The 19,074-nt window shown below is 36.4% G+C and carries 18 protein-coding genes; 13 read left to right on the forward strand and 5 right to left on the reverse strand.

All coding sequences use genetic code 11. From position 1 onward, the window contains the following. The first annotated feature begins 91 nt into the window (after positions 1–91). The 8 genes from ADM90_RS13145 (at position 92) to ADM90_RS13180 (ending at position 8,462) form a co-directional block, all read left to right on the forward strand. Positions 92–328 carry an SHOCT domain-containing protein gene (locus ADM90_RS13145; protein WP_083448548.1) on the forward strand — a complete coding sequence of 79 codons (237 nt, stop codon included), beginning with the start codon at positions 92–94 and terminating at the stop codon, positions 326–328. A 61-nt stretch (positions 329–389) separates the two neighbouring features. Beyond that, positions 390–1,955, forward strand: a complete 1,566-nt coding sequence (locus ADM90_RS13150; protein ID WP_053995431.1) for a recombinase family protein — start codon at positions 390–392, stop codon at positions 1,953–1,955. Then, positions 1,956–2,369, forward strand: a complete 414-nt coding sequence (locus tag ADM90_RS13155) for a serine integrase family protein (protein WP_053995432.1) — start codon at positions 1,956–1,958, stop codon at positions 2,367–2,369. 3 nt (positions 2,370–2,372) lie between these two features. Next, on the forward strand, positions 2,373–3,944 hold the full coding sequence (locus ADM90_RS13160; RefSeq protein ID WP_053995433.1) for a recombinase family protein: 1,572 nt from the start codon (positions 2,373–2,375) through the stop codon (positions 3,942–3,944). A 146-nt stretch (positions 3,945–4,090) separates the two neighbouring features. After that, complete coding sequence (locus ADM90_RS13165) at positions 4,091–4,603, forward strand: hypothetical protein (RefSeq protein WP_053995434.1); 513 nt, start codon at positions 4,091–4,093, stop codon at positions 4,601–4,603. A gap of 35 nt (positions 4,604–4,638) precedes the next feature. Beyond that, on the forward strand, positions 4,639–5,616 hold the full coding sequence (locus ADM90_RS23855) for a PD-(D/E)XK nuclease family protein (protein ID WP_083448549.1): 978 nt from the start codon (positions 4,639–4,641) through the stop codon (positions 5,614–5,616). Positions 5,617–5,908: 292 nt separating this feature from the next. After that, positions 5,909–7,351, forward strand: coding sequence for a hypothetical protein (locus ADM90_RS13175; protein WP_053995562.1), 1,443 nt, complete (start codon positions 5,909–5,911; stop codon positions 7,349–7,351). Between the two features lies 1 nt (position 7,352). Then, the gene (locus tag ADM90_RS13180) at positions 7,353–8,462 is read left to right on the forward strand and encodes a hypothetical protein (RefSeq protein ID WP_053995435.1); all 1,110 of its coding nucleotides are present in this window, start codon (positions 7,353–7,355) and stop codon (positions 8,460–8,462) included. Positions 8,463–8,952: 490 nt separating this feature from the next. On the opposite strand, the gene ADM90_RS13185 is transcribed toward ADM90_RS13180, so the two are convergent. The 5 genes from ADM90_RS13185 to ADM90_RS13200 all read right to left on the reverse strand — a co-directional run bounded on the left by ADM90_RS13185 (position 8,953) and on the right by ADM90_RS13200 (position 12,872). Then, complete coding sequence (locus tag ADM90_RS13185; RefSeq protein WP_161804072.1) at positions 8,953–9,585, reverse strand: recombinase zinc beta ribbon domain-containing protein; 633 nt, start codon at positions 9,583–9,585, stop codon at positions 8,953–8,955. A 146-nt stretch (positions 9,586–9,731) separates the two neighbouring features. Beyond that, positions 9,732–10,928 (reverse strand): IS256 family transposase, encoded by a 1,197-nt coding sequence (locus ADM90_RS13190; protein WP_053993757.1) that lies wholly within the window; start codon positions 10,926–10,928, stop codon positions 9,732–9,734. Positions 10,929–10,970: 42 nt separating this feature from the next. Beyond that, the gene (locus tag ADM90_RS13195; RefSeq protein ID WP_083448551.1) at positions 10,971–11,981 is read right to left on the reverse strand and encodes a recombinase family protein; all 1,011 of its coding nucleotides are present in this window, start codon (positions 11,979–11,981) and stop codon (positions 10,971–10,973) included. Then, positions 11,978–12,127: a hypothetical protein gene (locus ADM90_RS24505; protein ID WP_161804073.1), complete on the reverse strand. Its 150-nt coding sequence runs from the start codon at positions 12,125–12,127 to the stop codon at positions 11,978–11,980. Before ADM90_RS24505 ends, ADM90_RS13195 begins: the two co-directional genes overlap by 4 nt. A 310-nt stretch (positions 12,128–12,437) precedes the next feature. Beyond that, positions 12,438–12,872 carry a recombinase family protein gene (locus ADM90_RS13200; RefSeq protein WP_053995437.1) on the reverse strand — a complete coding sequence of 145 codons (435 nt, stop codon included), beginning with the start codon at positions 12,870–12,872 and terminating at the stop codon, positions 12,438–12,440. A 471-nt stretch (positions 12,873–13,343) separates the two neighbouring features. On the opposite strand from ADM90_RS13200, the gene ADM90_RS13205 reads away from it, so the two are divergent. The 5 genes from ADM90_RS13205 to ADM90_RS23860 all read left to right on the forward strand — a co-directional run bounded on the left by ADM90_RS13205 (position 13,344) and on the right by ADM90_RS23860 (position 19,067). After that, positions 13,344–13,664: a DUF2325 domain-containing protein gene (locus tag ADM90_RS13205; RefSeq protein WP_053995438.1), complete on the forward strand. Its 321-nt coding sequence runs from the start codon at positions 13,344–13,346 to the stop codon at positions 13,662–13,664. A gap of 49 nt (positions 13,665–13,713) precedes the next feature. Beyond that, positions 13,714–15,627: an N-6 DNA methylase gene (locus ADM90_RS13210; protein ID WP_053995439.1), complete on the forward strand. Its 1,914-nt coding sequence runs from the start codon at positions 13,714–13,716 to the stop codon at positions 15,625–15,627. Between the two features lie 15 nt (positions 15,628–15,642). Next, positions 15,643–16,281 carry a hypothetical protein gene (locus tag ADM90_RS13215; RefSeq protein WP_053995440.1) on the forward strand — a complete coding sequence of 213 codons (639 nt, stop codon included), beginning with the start codon at positions 15,643–15,645 and terminating at the stop codon, positions 16,279–16,281. A 98-nt stretch (positions 16,282–16,379) separates the two neighbouring features. Continuing rightward, positions 16,380–17,840, forward strand: a complete 1,461-nt coding sequence (locus tag ADM90_RS13220; protein ID WP_053995441.1) for a type I restriction-modification system subunit M — start codon at positions 16,380–16,382, stop codon at positions 17,838–17,840. Positions 17,841–17,843: 3 nt separating this feature from the next. Next, the gene (locus ADM90_RS23860) at positions 17,844–19,067 is read left to right on the forward strand and encodes a restriction endonuclease subunit S (RefSeq protein WP_083448552.1); all 1,224 of its coding nucleotides are present in this window, start codon (positions 17,844–17,846) and stop codon (positions 19,065–19,067) included. Positions 19,068–19,074: the final 7 nt, after the last annotated feature.

Here is a 19,074-nt window from a genome sequence, read left to right on the forward strand (position 1 = left end):
AGGCTCTTTTTTTATGCCTTGATTTAATTAAATTCTACAAATCCTCAACTTCGACCTGTTCCCACGGCTATTAGGTAGGAGGTGATTCCTAGTGAATCAGCACGAGGATAAAAAGGTTACAAAGATTACAGACGAGATTATAGACAAAAGCATTGAATTAAAGAGGGTATCACAGGAACAGCTACAGCGTGAGTTTGATTATATCCAGGCAGAAAAAATGCTTAGAAAGATGCTCCAAAAAGGTTTAATAACTGAAGCGGAATTCAACAAGATAGATGCACTAAATCGCCAAACATTCTCCCCCTTTTTAGCTGAGATAATGCCCTGAAACCGTTGATATATAAGGGTTTCAGAGGTAATATGTGACCTACCAAGAAGGAGGTGAGAGGATGAAAAAGATAACGAAAATAGAAGGAAATATGAACAACTCTTTTATTAAGGCAAAAACACGAGTAGTTGCCTACTGCCGAGTCTCAACAGATAGTAATGAACAGCTAGTCAGCTTGCAAGCGCAAAAGGCTCATTATGAGACCTATATAAAGGCGAATCCAGAATGGGAATATGCAGGCTTATATTATGACGAGGGAATCAGTGGCACGAAAAAGGAAAACCGCTCTGACCTGCTTAGAATGTTATCAGACTGTGAAACTGGGAGAATTGACTTAATCATTACAAAGTCCATCAGCCGATTTGCGAGAAATACTACAGACTGCTTGGAGATGGTTAGAAAACTGTTAGGCTTTGGGGTTCATATCTATTTTGAGAAAGAAAACATCAATACGGGGTCAATGGAAAGCGAGTTGATGCTCTCTATTTTAAGCGGACTCGCAGAAAGTGAGTCAATTTCCATTTCAGAAAATACGAAGTGGGCCATTCAAAGACGGTTTCAAAACGGAACCTTTAAAATTTCCTACCCACCCTATGGCTATCAAAACATTGATGGTCAAATGATAGTAATCCCTAAGCAGGCTGAAATTGTAAAGTATATTTTTGCAGAAGTATTATCGGGCAAAGGTACACAGAAAATTGCAGATGATCTTAATCAAAAGGGTATCCCTTCAAAAAGAGGGGGTCGTTGGACATCTACTACCATTCGAGGAATTCTGACCAATGAAAAATATACTGGTGATGTTATTTTGCAAAAGACTTATACTGACAGCCATTTTAACAGGCATACCAATTATGGTGAGAAAAATATGTATCTAGTAGAAAACCACCATGAGGCAATTATCAGCCACGAAGATTTTGAAGCTGTGGATGCTGTTCTCAATCAGAGAGCAAAGGAAAAAGGCATCGAAAAGCGCAACAGTAAATATCTAAACCGATATTCTTTCTCCAGCAAAATTATCTGCTCGGAATGTGGCAGTACCTTTAAAAGACGGATACATTCATCTGGTTCGAGAAAATACATTGCTTGGTGCTGCAGTAAGCACATAAGCAATATAACGGAATGTTCCATGCAGTTCATTCGAGATGAAGATATAAAGACTGCATTTGTTACGATGATGAATAAACTCATATTTGGTCAGAAGTTCATATTAAGACCACTTTGGCAGGGGTTACGTAACCAGAACAATGCAGCGAGTTTTCGTAGAATTGAAGAGTTGGAAACTAAAATTGAAAACAACATGGAGCAGAGCCAGGTGCTGACAGGTTTAATGGCCAAAGGGTATCTGGAACCTGCCCTGTTTAATAAAGAAAAGAATTCACTGGAAACAGAAAGAGAAAGGCTTCTTGCTGAAAAGGATCAACTCACTCGTTCCATCAATGGCAATTTTGCAAAAGTAGACGAGGTTGACCGTCTGCTTAAGTTTGCCACTAAATCCAAAATGCTCACAGCCTATGAGGATAAGCTATTTGAAGATTACGTAGAAAAGATTATTGTCTTTTCACGAGAGGAAGTTGGATTTGAATTAAAGTGTGGAATCACATTGAGGGAAAGGTTGGTGAATTAGATGGGTCACACACCCTATGGATATAGAATTGAAGATGGAAAGGCTGTTGTAGATGATATAGCAGCAGAACAAGTAAAAGAATTATTTTCAGGATACTTGGCAGGACTTTCTTTGAAGGGTGCTGCTAAAAAAGCTGGGATAGACTGCTATCATGCCACTGCAGGAAAGATGTTGCAGAACAAGCAATACCTTGGCGATGACTTCTACCCTCCAATTATTGATGAGGTGACATTTAAAAAGGCTGAGGTGGAAAAACGAAAACGAGCAGAAAAACTCGGAAGGATATGGGAGCCTAAAGATGAACCGGAAAGGGATTACCCTGTAAAGTTCAAAGCAAAACCTCTGGTGCAAAAATATGAAGATCCATACAAGCAGGCGGAATATGCCTACAATTTGATAGAAAGCGAGGTGTAACAAGTGGCAGTGAGTAGGAATGTAACAGTCATTCCGGCAATTAAACGAGTCGGAAATAATAAAAATAGTGAAAGCAAACCCAAAATACGAGTTGCTGCTTACTGCCGTGTTTCAACGGATAGTGAGGAGCAGGCTTCAAGTTATGAAATTCAGATAGAGCATTATACAAACTATATTAAGAAGAACAAGGAATGGGAATTGGCAGGTATTTTTGCGGATGACGGCATCACAGGTACAAATACCAAAAAGCGTGATGAATTCAACCGCATGATTGAAGAGTGTATGGCAGGCAATATTGACATGATCATTACAAAATCCATCAGCCGATTTGCTAGAAACACGTTGGATTGCCTTAAATACATCCGTCAGTTAAAGGATAAAAACATTGCTGTGTTCTTCGAGAAAGAGAATATCAACACCATGGATTCCAAGGGTGAAGTCTTGTTGACCATTATGGCATCCCTTGCCCAACAGGAAAGCCAATCCTTAAGCCAAAACGTAAAGCTAGGTATTCAGTATCGCTATCAGCAAGGTGAAGTACAGGTCAACCACAAGCGTTTCCTTGGATATACCAAGGATGAAAATAAACAGCTAGTGATTGATCCAGAGGGTGCTGAGGTTGTTAAACGGATTTACAGGGAGTACCTTGAAGGAGCCAGCCTTTTACAGATAGCAAGAGGACTAGAAGCAGACAGTATTCTAACAGCGGCAGGCAAAGCCAAATGGAGACCAGAAACATTGAAAAAGATACTGCAGAACGAAAAATACATTGGTGATGCCCTTCTACAAAAAACATATACGGTTGATTTCCTTTCTAAAAAGCGAGTCAAGAATAACGGCATCGTTCCCCAATATTATGTAGAAAACAGTCATGAACCTATCATTCCACGTGAGCTTTTTATGCAGGTTCAAGAAGAGATGGTTCGAAGAGCAAATCTTCGCGGCGGGAAAGGCGGTAAAAAGCGAGTTTACAGTAGTAAGTATGCTTTATCGAGTATTGTTTACTGCGGACAGTGCGGTGATATTTACCGACGGGTACATTGGAATAACCGAGGCTACAAGTCTATTGTTTGGAGATGCGTCAGCCGTTTGGAGGAGAAGGACTCTGAATGCACTGCCCCTACCATAAATGAGGAAACATTGCAGACAGCAGTGGTCAAGGCTATTAACGAACTTTTGGCTAACAAAGAACCATTCATCTCAAGCTTGCAGAAAAACATAGCTACTATATTTAATGAAGAAAATGATCATACCACCGATGATATTGATGGCAAATTGGAAGAATTACAACAACAGCTTCTTATACAAGCAAAGTCCAAGAATGACTATGAAGATGTGGCTGATGAAATTTACCGCCTTCGAGAATTGAAGCAAAATGCACTAGTTAAAAATGCAGAGCGAGAAGGAAAAAGGCAACGAATCGCTGAAATGACTGATTTCTTGAATGAACAATCTTGCGAGTTGGAGAAATATGATGAGCAATTAGTAAGGCGGCTTATTGAAAAAGTTACGATCCACGATGACAGGATTGAGGTGGAATTTAAGTCAGGCATTAGTAAAGACATTGAAAATTGAACTGAACAACAAAATATTATTAGGATCTAACACCTTGCTGAAATGCAGGGTGTTTTTTATGAGTAAATACAAATTAGTTTATTAGTATTTACAAAATACAAATTGATGGTATAATTTGTAATAGAGTAAATAGCGAGGTGTAAACGATGAATAAAAGCGTGACCTTTACAGTTGATGCAGATGTATATGAGAAATTCTGCATCGCATTGAATTTAACAAATGAAACAAAAGATGCTGCAGTGGAAAGCTGTATGCGCTGGTATATTGCAAAAACCTTTGAAAAGGCATCACAAGCCTATAACCCAAAAACAGTAGCAAAACAAAATGAAGATACAAACAAGGATTTTTACGGAAAAGCAAATCACCGAATCCCAGTATGGGCTGTTAAGCCAAATCAATATAACCACAAAATCATCCGTGCTTATTTTAAGGCAGTTGCCGCCACAGGTCGTGCTACCATAGACATGATGGAGCGCTTATGCAGTGATGAAAACAACCCAGAACTTTACGTGCCAACATTTAAGAATAATTATTCGCAGATGAAGTTGGATGGGCCTAAGAGCCACGGTAAAGTATTTGAGGATGACGGTGAAACGGTAACAATCTGGCACGAGGTAGAAGATACACTCATGAAATATAAAGCGAGTTTTTGTAATTAAAAGGAGCAAAGAGTAAAGTAAAGGGGGGTTCGACTTTGGATATAAACAAAATGAAAGTTTTATCATATGATGAGCTGCGTTCTTTATACAGAGAATTCTTACATAGCCAGAACATTTCAAAACTAACAATCAATACTGCTTACACAGACACCTTCTACCTTTGGAGGAAAGGGAGCAAAGACCTGTTCTGGAATGCAGTGACTGCTACTGATTTCGAGAATGAGGCAAAAGATTCATTAATACAGGCTCTTTCTAAGAACTCGACCGGTAATGTTAAATCACTTGTTAATAGTTACTTGTCTCATCTAAGAAGGTTTCGTTTATTCTTAGCTTCTGATGGAACTGCCGAGCCATTAACCTCTAAGCAGGAGAATGCTGCTAATCGTACATATACTCGTATGAAGAAAAAGGATGTCGATGTTCCTAATCCATCGATTGAGCAGGTTGAGTTTTATCTAGCTAAGTGGGATCGTCTTGAGAACTACCACCTGCAGGAGGATGCGCTTAATAAACTGTTCTTTGAGCTATGCCCAAAGAATACTGACATTATCGATGTTCTTTTGAAGTCATCAACGCTTAACGACTTTTATAGTACGAATATTTTCTCAATCTATCCGGTGGCTAAGCACATATGCGCTCTGGATATTGATTCAAGACTTAAAGCTGGTGATGTTACCCTAGTTCGAGATATTCAGTATATAACTATCGGTGATGCAGAGAAGAATTTTTACTCTTTTGCCACAAAGTATTGTAGCCATCACAATCCACTCGATTATCCGATTTATGATAGCTATGTCGATGGGGTGCTTCGCTATTTTAGGAATCGTAATAGATTCTCAGACTTCCAGGATGGCGATTTGAAAGACTATATTAAATTCAAAGGCATACTGATTGATTTCCGTGCCTTTTATGGCTTGGATAAATATAACCTGAAGCAAATTGACCAGTATGTTTGGCTACTTGGAAAGGATTATTTCCCGAAGAACTACGGAAAGAAAAAAAGAGGAGATTAATAGTATGGTTGTAAGGTGGTTAATGAAGCTATGGAATTGATTGAGGCAGAATTTAATACGAAAATATGCGGCATAGGCACAGGGGTGTCGGGGTGTCGTTTAGGGTGTCGGTTTTAATACGAGTGCAAATTTCAAGGGTCGCCGGTGGCGCGACCTTTGAAATTTGCATTTGTGATAATATTATTACACTGAGATTGCGATAAATTGATAACGACAAATCTTGATTCAAGTGGGATAATATACACTGAAATGAGTGACCAATCAGATGGACGTTCGTATGCGAGGTGGTAATATGGGTAAAACGATGACAAGAAAGGATATTTTTCTTGATTTAAGTATTGATGATGATGGTTTTGGTTTTTCTACATCCATTGCCGATGCTTTGGCACAAGCAGAAGCAGAGCTTGTTGTTTTAAATGACACAGTCGATTCTATCAAAAAATTGAAACCAAATTGTGATAAGTTAGACTATGCTTTGGCTGCAAGCTCCGGAGCATTATGCGGTGTTATCGATATATTTTTAGTTGGAAAGCCCGGCGAGTCTCCTCTTGGCGATATTACCGATAAGTGGTTTGCCAACAGAACAATGGATTTTGCTAAACTTTTCCATCCAAAAAAGAAGAATTTTGATAGTCTCGAATCAGCACTACGATTCTTGGAAAATGAATTCAAAGTGCCATATGACCAGACTGGTCTCGGTGATGCAGGAAGGGCAATATTTGATTTAAATGCAAAAAATCATCATTTTAAATCCCTTGCTCATAATCCAAGCTTGCTTGGTCTGTTCTTTTCGATGCTCGATCAATTCACGAATTCTTCTCACTTTGTCACAGATGGGCAACTTGTTTCCTTGCAGAAAGCAGATGAAAAATGGGAATTACGGGGTGGGAATGTTCCCAGCAAATTATTTTGTGGATTTACGAACTGGATAGGGCATCTCATTTCGGATGTTGCTGGTTCCCAATCCAGTGCCAGAGCCGGAAATCGTGGAATGGGCATCCCATCACCGCTCTGGACTTGGACCAATGATATTATTGCTATAAAAGCAAAGTTGGGTCTTAGCGTAACAGAAACAGATAAGGCCATGAATGAGTTGGCTTTAAACATATTTGAGAAAGGTTACGATACACGTTTCCAGGTTGCACAAGCTATCCCGGTCTTTTTGAATGATCTGCTTGTTCGACTCATTTATGCAATCCGACGTCTTTTCAGCTACTTCTCAGAAACACCAAAGGCAGATCGTTCCTTTGCACTTATGTGGAAAAAGTGCGAGCCATTCTCCAATCCAACGGTTAAACGAATGTTAACTGTTGCACACGGAACATTCTGTTTAGTTGATATCGGTGATGCGGTGGGTAGAGCTTTTATAGAGGGTGGCGGCTCTTTTAATGCAGTTGAATTTGTTTTGCGCCTCAACGTCGTAGGAGTCGGTCGATTCACTATATCCTTGTACGGAGAAACAAAGAGAGCTATTTCGTATAGCCGTGCAAAGAGAGAAGCTGATTTTGCGTCAAAAGAAATCACTATCGTCAATAATTACATAGAGGGTCTGAAAATTCTGTCTCTAAAGTATGATGATGCACACCTTTTGATGTTTATTGATGATTTTGAAAAAAGCGATGCTTATGCAGAGGCTTTTGGGAAATCATCAGCATTGGCAGAATTACGCAATGTTCCAGCCAACAAAATATTAAAGAGCAAGTCAGATATAGACAAATTTTTTGGAGGAAAATGATATGGCTAAGAAACTATCAAAACTTCAAATAGCGCAACAGAAAGCAGAGGCCGCTGCTAAAAAGACTAATAAGAAAATTGAAGAACTGGGTCAACACACCAGTGATTTATATGCTTCTTTAAACATGATACAGTCGCTATTTGATCGTATTCGAAATGTGCCTGAAGAGGATAAGTTAAAATATGAAGAACTGAAAGCTATCAGGGTAAATTGGAAGCAGCAAGCAGAAAACATAGAAATGGAATATAAGAAGACTAAGGTAAAGGCTGCAGGTCAGGGAGCTGCTGGCGTAGGTGCAGGTGTCGCTGTTGCTGCCCTTGGTCCTACAGCGGCTATGGGTATTGCGACAACCTTTGGTGTAGCATCTACAGGGACCGCCATATCCGCTTTAAGTGGTGCAGCGGCTACGAATGCAGCTTTGGCATGGTTAGGTGGGGGTGCTTTGGTAGCTGGCGGAGGTGGAATGGCAGCAGGTAATGCATTTTTAGCGCTTGCTGGGCCAGTAGGTTGGACAATCGCAGGTCTTTCCATTGTTGCCAGCGGATTGATGTTTTTCAAGACGAAAAGTGATAAGGAAAGACTGGAGAACATTTTTACCCTTATTAGCAATAGAGATATTAAATCGTACGAGCTTGCGATTGTGGAGCTGAGTGAGCGTATTAAGAGGATAGTGGACGAAGCTGGGAAATTAGCAGGGGCCATTATTAAAATTGAAACTTTTGGGGCTGATTACAACAAGATGTCTGAGACTCAACAGTATGAGTTAGGTGCATATGTTAACCTCATGGAAGCTTCCACCATGCTGCTTGTTAACCCGATTTTAGGTCTACAGCCTAAATATACAGAGCAAGATTTTGAAAAGTTGTGTGCCTCCGAGAGTGTTTCATTCAGAACGTATTTCAAGAATCACAAGAGTATGGTAATCTCTATGGCGAATTTGCTCTACAAAATTAAGCTTGATGATAAAGATAAGAAGTTGCTTGCCAAGTCACTAAAGAAAAATAAAGAATTTCTGGCATCGGTTGAAATGTCTAAAAAGGAATTTGATGCTGACGATATCTCAATGATTGAGAGGGCATTGCAACACAGATATAAGAGAAGTACATATTGATACAAGAACAACTCTGTTGTGGTCAAGCTTTTTTGTAACATATTTGTTTGTTTAATTTATATGTTTCGTGCCTGAAAAGGAAATATTATTGCTGAGTCATCAGACTTTGAGTCTATAGAAATAGATCTAGATAGCTTATTGAATGAACTAAAAGATGTTCGTAACGCTTTATATGACTGCATTAACGATCTGATTGATTTTAAGAGTGCGGTATCTCAGAAACATCCAGTGAAAGATGACTTGGTGATACCAAACCCATCAAGTTATGTTAAGGTTATACTTTCTTAGTTAAGATTAAGTCATTCATAATGTCGATATGTTCCCGCTAACCGATAGTGCAAAAAACGTAGTGGATATGTTTCCGAGAACGGGCAAATTCAAATGACATTCATTCTGTCCTCTCGAGCCATGTGGAGTGTTGCGCGTTGCTAAAATTAATATAAAAAAAGAAAGCTCGTTTAAACTTCTTTATTTAGACGAGCTTTTCTGATTAAAGTAATTCGTTAGAAAAGCGATAAAAGATTCTTGGAGATCCGTCTTTTTTAATTTCAATTCGATCTACTAGACGGTGTAACATTTCAGTTGTTAACTCATTGAATTGAAGGAAATAACTTAGCTCTTTTTTAATTTTAGCTATATCAGTTGCTGTTGTATCCTTTGATACTGAATTTGATTTTTCTAGCTCGTATTTTTCAGTAACTAAGATATTTAATTTATTATCGATATCATCAATAGTTAAGCGGTAGTCTTCTATTTTTATACTTGATTGAGCTAGAAGTTTTGTAAGTCTTACTTTGTCATTATTTAAATCTGCAATGTCTTTTTCAATCTTAACCAAACGTTTTTTTGTACTATTGGTTACTTTATTAGCTTTCTTTGCGATAAAACCCATTACATCATCCAAGTTTAATTTAGCTGTTATGGATCTAATATCTTCCAGTATTATTTCAGCAAGTTGCTTTTCCTTAATAAAATGTTCTGAACATGCTTTGATTCCATGTTTATTATAATTACCACATACATAGCCTTTTCGATTCTTTTTAAAGTGCAAACCTCTACCACAATCAGCACAGAAAGCTGTATTTGTGAATAAATGAATCTCCTGTTGGGGTGGTACTGTCAATATTTTTGTGTAAATGACGATTCACCCGTTCAAGGGAACTCATCACCTGTGTATTCAATTGTACTTGTTCGAAGTGTTGATTTGAGTGTGTAGGAAAGGGCTAGCCCTTTCCTACACACTCAAATTTCGCGCTGGCGCGTCCCGGTCTAGTTTGCCGGTTCGTGCAGCTGCTCAAACATTTCTTCTAGCTTTGCACGGGCCTGATTGAAGCCGATGTGGCAGCGTGTGGCGAAACGTTGATTATAGTCTTCGAACTGCGTCACTAAAAAGCGCTCCAACGATTCTTCGTTCGGGAACTGTTCCTTGCGCTTTGTATATTTTTTGATTTGCTTATTGAACGACTCGATTAAATTCGTCGAGTAGATGCTTCGCCAAATCGCCTTGGGAAAGCCGTAAAACGTCAGTAAATACGGGTTTTCGAGTAAGCCTTGTGCGACTTTTTTATACGATTTGCCCCATTTTTCGCAGAACGTCTCGAGCGCTTTTTTCGCTGCTTCAGCGTTCTTTGCCTGGTGAATCGTTTTAAAATCCTCGCACACTTCCTTGCGATCTTCTACTCGGACTTTATGCATGATATTGCGTGCCACATGGACAAGGCACACCTGATATTTTGCCTTTGGAAACACATTAAACACAGCGTCTGCCATGCCTTTTAAGCCGTCTGATACGAATAAAAGTACGTCTTCTACACCACGGTCTTTGAGCTCTTGTAGTAGCTCCTGCCAGTTGTAGGCCGATTCTGTTGGGGCAATCGTATAGCCAAGCACTTCTTTAGAGCCGTCTTCACGAATACCAACTGCAATATAGACGGCCTCTTTTGACACCGTATCACGACGCACGGCAATATACGTCGCGTCTAAATACACGCATACGTAACGATTGTGCAAAGGACGGTTATTAAAGGCTTCTACCGTTTCTGAAACAGCCTTTGTCATATTCGAAATCGTTTGCGGCGTATAGTGATGCCCATACATTTTCTCAATTAATTGCGCAATTTCCGCCATCGTAATGCCTTTTTTGAACAAGTGAATGACCGTTTCTTCCAGCGTATCGTTCGAGCGCTTATATGGTACCACTGTCTGTTGTTTAAACTCACCGTTGCGATCCCGCGGGATTTGAAGCGTTAAATCGCCGTACTCCGTGTGAAGTGTACGCGAATAAGACCCATTGCGAGAATTGCCTGAGTTGAACCCGATACGATCGTATTTTTCGTAATCCAAAAATTCCGTCAGCTCTGTCGCCAGTAGCGAGTTGATCGCCATTTCCAAGTGCGAACGAAAAACCTCGGTAATATCTTGTTTTTTGACTAGTGCATCGACAATTTCTGTTGTAAACTGATTCATAGGGAAGACCTCTTTTCTAGGATTGGTTGTGGTGACTTAATTCTACCAAGAAAGGGTCTTCCTTTTTCTATGGAATTTTCTATTTACACAAAATATTTTATACTCTCGTTGGGGTCTGATGCGTTGTCTAGAAATAATCATATCTTGAACAGTGTTGAATGTATCTAGAGAAATAATAGCTTCGTGAACATTTTCTACTATTACAAATTCAGACACAGGAAGTAATAATCTTGAATCAGTGATAGTAGGCTTAGTATCACGACATTGTACAAGCGCCCCAGTATAGTGAGGGTTCATTAGAATTTTCTTAATCGTTGAACCATGCCACTTATCTCCAGCATTAGCCTTTCCACTTATCTGTGAAGGAGTTGGGATTCCTTCGTTATATAAGCCACGGGCTATACCATCAAACCCTTTACCTTCAATATATTCTTGAAAAATCTTACGAACAATATCAGGAGTATAATCATCTCTAATAAATATCTTTTTATTTTCAAGATAATAACCGTAGGGTGGTACGGAACCATTAAATTCCCCTTCTTTTGCTTTTGTTCGGAATGTATGTTTAATCCGATTGCTTGTTTTTTGTGATTCTTGTTCGTAAATCCATGCATACAATCCAAATTTATCTTGGTCTCCATTTAAAGTATCAATTGCCCCATCAAGTGTTTTAAGATGGATTTTATGTTTATTTAAGATTTCCTTTAATTGATAGGCAAGGGGTACATTTCTTGCTAAACGTGATAATTCTTTTGATAGAATTAAATCGAATTTATTTTCTTTTGCGTCATTGATTAATTGATTAAGTCCTTTACGGTTACTGTGTGTACCCGATTCAATTTCTTGATAAAAGTCATAAATTTCCCATCCATTCTCCGCGCATACCTGTGTGAATAAATTTCTTTGATTTTCAAGGGATGACTTTTGTTCTTCTTTATGAGTTGATACACGAACTAGAATAGCAACTTTTAATGGTCTGTTTGCTAAAGTACTATCAAGTTCTTGCTGTCCAATTTCTTTATATGAATTACTACTTGCCAATGCTAATCTCATGATTGACCACTTCCTTCATCATGAGATGTAGTGGTGTTATCTTTAGCATATAAGCTTTTTAATAGTTGGTCAATTTGGTTATTGATTAGATCAGTTATGATTTTTTCTAATGTTGTTTCACTTTTATAAACACGTTCAATATTCATTTTATTAGCCTCCATTATTTTGGTGGCTAGATGTTTCAGCCGGCTTACTGGTCTAGCTGAAATATGATACTTTCGGATTTTTGATATTCTAAGAGCAAATTCATATAAAAATAAAGTTTAACTATTCTGTTTATTAAATGCTGTTCGAGGTTTATTATGATATCTAGCGATTTGAAGAAAATAGGTGGTAGAAAAGTTACTAGTGTTTTAGTAATCAAATATAAAAAGAAAAATCCGCAGAATTACCAAGTCCATGTTAATGACTAGGAATCTCTGCGGATTCTAAAATGGAGTTACACTATTTATTCGATTAGTGGCTGTTTTTTGGAATTTTTTTAGCTGCTCTTATTCTCCGACTCATAGTTTCGAATTCATTTGCACAAAACTTACTATAAATAGTTAATTTGCTAATATCATCGCGGAAGGTGTTGATTGTATTATCCGTTGTTACAATATGCACTTTTCCCATTTTAAAAAGATTAATTAGTTCAATTGATAATTCAGTTGTTCTAGAAATTCGAGTTAAATCAGTTATTACAATGACATCAAATTTACCTTCTCCACATTCCTCAATTAGTGCTTGAAGACCTCTATTTTTATGAACTCCAGATCCGACATCACCATAAATAGTATCTAATTGCCAATTATTTTCAGAAATAAAGGCCATGATGATTTCTGTTTGTTTTTCTAAATTTAAGTCTGCGTGATTTTTACTAGCTGTTCGAACGTAAGCTGCGCATTTCATAGTTTTCTTCTCTCCTTAGTAATTTTAGTTTAAAGTTTTTAGAGGAAATTTACTTTTCCTGATGTGTAAAACATTGTATCCATGTTTTTTCCTATTTTAAGAGGTAAAAACAATTTCTATAAAATTTTTTTGAAAAAAATGTCCAAACGTAAAAACTTTGAATAACCAATGCTCTGAAGCATTATACTTTCGGATTTTCGATATTCTAATAGAAAAATTAAAGTTTTAATTTTCTGGCTTTAAATATTTTACATGAGAATTCTTTAGGAAAGTTTTTTCTTAAACATTTGTTCGCTCCACATCCATATGGGTTCAGACAATAAAAAAATCAATAGTAATTCAGTAAGGAATTTTAATTTTAATAAAAAGGAATTTAAAATACCCTTTACAAGAATTTATTTAAATGTTATATTAGATACACAGAGGTAATCAACGAAGAAAATACATCACTAAAAAGGAGGTAGCGGGAAAATGAGTACTGTTCTTATAATTGGTGGGTTTAATCAAAAGGGATATGAAGAAATGGGTAAGAAAAAGGGAAATATGGATATCTTATTTCATAATGGTATAATAAAAAGACAAAGTACTTCAGTATTTGAAAAGTTGGTTAAGAAAGCTGATTGCGTAGTTTTGATTCAATCTGCTTGTTCACATAAAACCATGTGGGAAGTGAAAAAACTTTCTAAAAAGTACTCAGTTCCTGTTACTTATCCACGAAATCGTGGCCTTTCGGAAGTGATCAATTCTGCAGTTGAATTACTAAATAATAAAGTCTCTTTTTTTGCCTCATAATTAAAAAGGAATTTAAAATACTTTTACAGGATATTAAGGAGGAATAAAAATGGTTGAAAATACATTTCAATTTATAAATGAATTAGAGAATCAGTTTAGTAAAAAGCAAATCGATTTTACTTTAATCAGTGAAGTAGGAAAACTACATGCTCTTTATGCAGCGATGGGGATGGAAAAGTATAAAAATGGACTTTCAAAAGTGGCAACGAGAGAAGACATAAAAAATGCCGGTAGTGCTGTTAAAAAGACACTTCTTGAACTTTATTTAGAATTGGAGAAGCTTGAACCATCGTTAGCGAAAGTATTTGTCAGCAACTCATTTTCAATGATAGATGAGAAGAATCTATACAAATTGGTTGTTTTGTTTGAAAGATATGGTCTATCAAAAGATGAATACCAGAGTAAAGAAATGAATGTTTCATTTTTCAACAGCTTACTGAAAGAATTCATAAATGAAGCAAAAGGGTTTGAATTTACACCCGATGGATTAATTCAATTAATGGTTGAATCAGTTAAACCTCTAAATGGTTCTGTCTATGACGGCACAGCTGGAATTGCCAATTTACTTGTTCAGGCTTATTTGAATGCTGCAAATAAGAACGAAAAAGTAACTGTGTTTGGTCAGGAGTTTAATCAGGAGCTATTTGTACTTGGTAAACTGAATTTGTTTTTAAATCAAATTCTTCCAGAACGAGGTGATATTTGTGATGGCGATACGATCCGAGAACCAAAGTGGGTAGAAAACGGACGTGTTCAACAATTTGACTATGTATTAATGAATTATCCTTTCGGGGTTAGAGACTGGGGTTATGAATTTGCCGTGAATGACCCTTTTGGACGATTTGAATTATATGATGTTCCATCTAAGGCTCATGGGGACTATGCATTTATTCTTCATGCACTTGCTTCATTAAAAAGTACAGGGAAAGCAGTTCTTGTTGTACCATTTGGAACACTTGTCAGGGGAGCAGCCGAGAGAAAAATTCGTTCGATTTTGTTAAAAGACGATGTAATCGAAAGTATTATCGCTTTACCTTCTAATTTATTTGTAGGAACTGGGATTCAGGTTTCACTTTTCATTTTAAATAAAAATAAGCCGAATGAGAAAAAAGGAAAGGTGCAATTTATCAATGCTGAGGGTGATTATGAACGAACAAGAACACAAAAATTCTTAAAGCGAGAACATATCGATAAGATCGTTGATGTATTAGATCGCTTTGAGAATATTGAGCGTTATTCAAGAATAGTTCCAATAGAAGAAATTGAAGAAAATCAATTTGATTTAAATCCTTCACTATATTTCGTCAATATTGAACTTGAGACCGAATTTGGAAAGGTATTATTTAATCGAAAAAAATATGAAACAGAAACGGGAAATTTAGTTCCAATCAAAGAATTTGCAGAGGTAATACGAGGAGTTAATCTGCCAAGTCGTAGACAAATAGAGAGCGCTGAAGGTGAATTATATCCTGTTATCCAAATTCGAGATGTGGAGGATGGAGAAATTCAATTTGAGAAAATTGATAAATTTCCAATCCAGACTAGAGATATCGAGCGCATAACTGCAAAACCGGGAGATATTCTCGTATCCAGTAGAGGTACTCAACAAAAAATTGCCATTGTTCCAGAACATACGGAAAAAGTTCTTGTATCGAGTATGTTTGTAATTATTCGATTGACATCTGATAAAGTAAATCCGTTATATGTAAAGCGTATATTAGAAAGCCCAGCTGGCCAGTACTTTTTTGAAGTAAATCAAAGTGGTTCGGTTGTGACAGTTTTAACACCTAATGACATTAAATCAATTGAGATTCCATTGTTATCAATTGAACAACAAACTGAATTTATAAGTGAACTAGAAAGAGCAGATGATATCATCCGCAAGGCACAGGAAGAAAGAAAGAACCTGTACTTTAATGCTTATCAAAACGTTGGTTTTGGAACGGCTATTCGCAAAAATTAGGGGAGGATGACCTTTATGAATAAAAGAAATCTGTTGGAACTAAGAGATAGCATACGCAGAAGAGGCTTTTGGGTTGATTTAGTAGATGGTGAACTTATTTTAGATTCATGGTATTCCAAATCTAACTTTAATGAATTAGTACGTTTATTAACTAGACTTCCATTATCTATCGAAATTGGTGAAAAAGGAATTCGAGTAACCTCGGATTCCTTACCTTCCGGCTTGTTAAATCAAATCGAAACAGCATCAAGAGAGGATGTGGAGTACTCTAAATCGGGAAACCTCATTCCTCCTTTATGGAATGATAACGAAGGAAATGATTTGTCTATTTTAGAATTAGATTATGGCATTGCTATCATGGTGTTTTCCTTAAATAAAGTTGGATTTCAAACTTCTATGAGTTGTGATGGACATGGAAGAAAAGAAGCGAATATGTGGTTTAATCATCAAGAGTATATGAAAGAAATGAGCAATCTTTTATTCTTAGCTTCAAAAGAAAACAGCTTTGCTTATGATTGGGAAATTAGAAAGGAAAACGTAGGTTTTGCTTTAACTACCAGAAAAAGATTAGCAAACGAAGCTTGGGATGTGGGGAAAATTCAAGATGATGTATTATCTTTATCGAGCTTTATTTTAAAAGAGAAATCAGTTTGAATGATAGGAAAATGGAAATAGGTCGTTAATATTATCCATTTATTAAGGTTGTAAAAATCTGTATACTTGAAATGAGAGTATTATAGGAGGAATTTTGAATGATAACAGGTGAAATTAAGAGTAAAGTAGATAAGATTTGGGAGACGTTTTGGACAGGTGGAATTACGAATCCATTAACGGTTATTGAACAGTTTACTTATTTATTATTTATAAAAGGGTTAGATGAAGTCGAGACAACAAAGGAAAATGAAGCACTATTACTAGATATCGAGTTTGAAGGTGTTTTTCCAAAAGAGAAACAACATTTACGTTGGCATCGCTTTAAACAGTTAGGGTCACCTGAAGAAATGTATGAAGTTGTTTCAAAAGAAGTTTTCCCTTTTATTAAAGAATTGCATGGAACAGATGATTCAGCTTATTCAAAATACATGGGCGATGCCATGTTTATGATTCCAACGGCAAATATGTTAGCTAAAATTGTGGACGGGATTGACAATATCCCGATGAAAGACCGTGATACTCAAGGGGATTTATATGAGTACCTTCTATCAAAAATCGCAACAGCTGGAACAAATGGTCAGTTCCGTACGCCGAGACACATTATTAACATGATGGTTGAATTAATGAAACCAACTCCTGAAGATATTATTATTGACCCAGCTATGGGATCGGCTGGATTCTTAGTTGCAGCCAGCGAATATTTAAGAGATCATCATAACGACTTATTTTTAGTTCAAGGTTTAAAAGAACATTATCATAAAACAATGTTTTACGGTAATGATATGGATCGCACAATGCTTCGTATCGGTGCTATGAATATGATGCTTCATGGTGTGGATAATCCGAATATTGATTATCGTGACTCACTTGCTGAGATAAACAAGGATAAAGAACAATATACACTTGTTTTGGCCAACCCACCTTTTAAGGGATCACTTGATTATGAAGCCGTTTCAAACGATTTATTAAAAATCGCAAAAACGAAGAAAACTGAACTTTTATTTTTATCATTATTTATTCGAATCTTAAAACCGGGTGGTCGTGCTGCAGTAATCGTCCCTGATGGTGTATTATTCGGTAGCTCAAATGCACATAAACAAATACGTAAAGAAATTATTGATAATCACAAACTAGAAGCGATTATCTCAATGCCGAGTGGTGTATTTAAACCATATGCAGGGGTATCGACTGCTGTCATGATTTTTACCAAAACGGGTGCGGGTGGAACTGATAATGTTTGGTTCTATGAAATGAAAACAGACGGATTTTCTTTAGATGATAAACGTAGTCCTATTAAAGAAAATGATATTTCGGATATTGTTGAGCGATTCAGTAATTTAGAAACTGAAAAGGAACGTAAGCGGACAGAGCAATCATTTTTTGTACCAGTTGAAGAATTGCGAGAAAATGATTATGACTTGTCAATTAATAAATATAAAGAAATTGAATATGAAGAAATTAAATACGATGATTCCAAAGAAATATTTAAAAAAATTAATAATGTTGAGATTGAGATTCAAAATGGATTACAAAAGCTTGGAAAATTGTTGGGGGAGTAAGGCATGGAGTTTGTTAGATTGGAAGATGTATGTGAATTTATAAATGGAGATAGAGGTAAAAATTATCCTAAATCAAATGAATTCATAGATGCTGGCATACCGTTTATTAATGCAGGGCATATAAACAATTCAAGAGTTAACTTTTCAAAAATGAATTATATTTCAGAAGAAGTTTACGAAAAGTTAGGTTCAGGAAAAATTCAAAATAAAGATATTATATTTTGTTTAAGAGGTTCATTAGGAAAAAGTGCATTAATTGATTTTGATAAAGGGGCAATTGCTTCATCATTAGTAATATTAAGAAATAAAAATGAAAAGAGACTAAATACATCATATCTAATGTATTTATTAAACTCTCAAGTAATATATTCCCAGATAAATAAGACAAATACGGGTAGTTCACAACCTAACTTATCTGCAGCTAATGTGAAAAACTTTATTGTTCCATTACCAGATTTAAGAATTCAACACAAGGTTGTTCAAGTTCTTGATATAGTTCAAGAACTTATCAATAAACGTAAACAACAACTTGAAGCATTAGACCAAGTAATACAAAGTATGTTTTTGGAGATGTTTGGTGATCCAATTACAAATGTTAGGGGTTGGGAAATATCCCCGTGTAAAGATGTTGCTATTAAAATAGGTTCAGGCGCTACACCTAAAGGTGGTAACGCCAGTTATAAAGATAGTGGTATCAGTTTGATTCGTAGTATGAATGTTTATAATAATAAATTTAGTTATAAAGATTTAGCTTTTATCGATGAAGAGCAAGCAGAAAAGCTAAACAATGTTGAGGTATTCAAAAATGATGTTTTACTTAATATTACCGGGGCATCTGTAGCTAGAAGTTGTATTGTTCCTACTGATATATTACCCGCAAGAGTCAATCAGCATGTTGCTATTATCAGACCTAAAGAGGAAATGGTTAATTATATCTTTTTAAGCTATTTGTTTACAAATGAAATTTATCAAAGATATTTATGGCAAATTGCTACAAACGGTGGGGCAACAAGAGAGGCTATAACAAAACAACAAATAGAAAAATTACCTGTAATTTTACCTCCACTTTACTTACAAAATGATTTCGCAAGTAAAGTAGAACAAATAGAAAAACAAAAGTCATTAATGCAGTCAAGTATTGAAGAACTTGAAAATATGTATAATGCCTTGTTACAAAAAGCTTTCAATGGAAATTTATTTAACGAGGAAAAGGTCTCTAATCTTTAATCAAAGG

It is taken from the genome of Lysinibacillus macroides, from assembly GCF_001281525.1.
GTDB lineage: Bacteria > Bacillota > Bacilli > Bacillales_A > Planococcaceae > Lysinibacillus > Lysinibacillus macroides.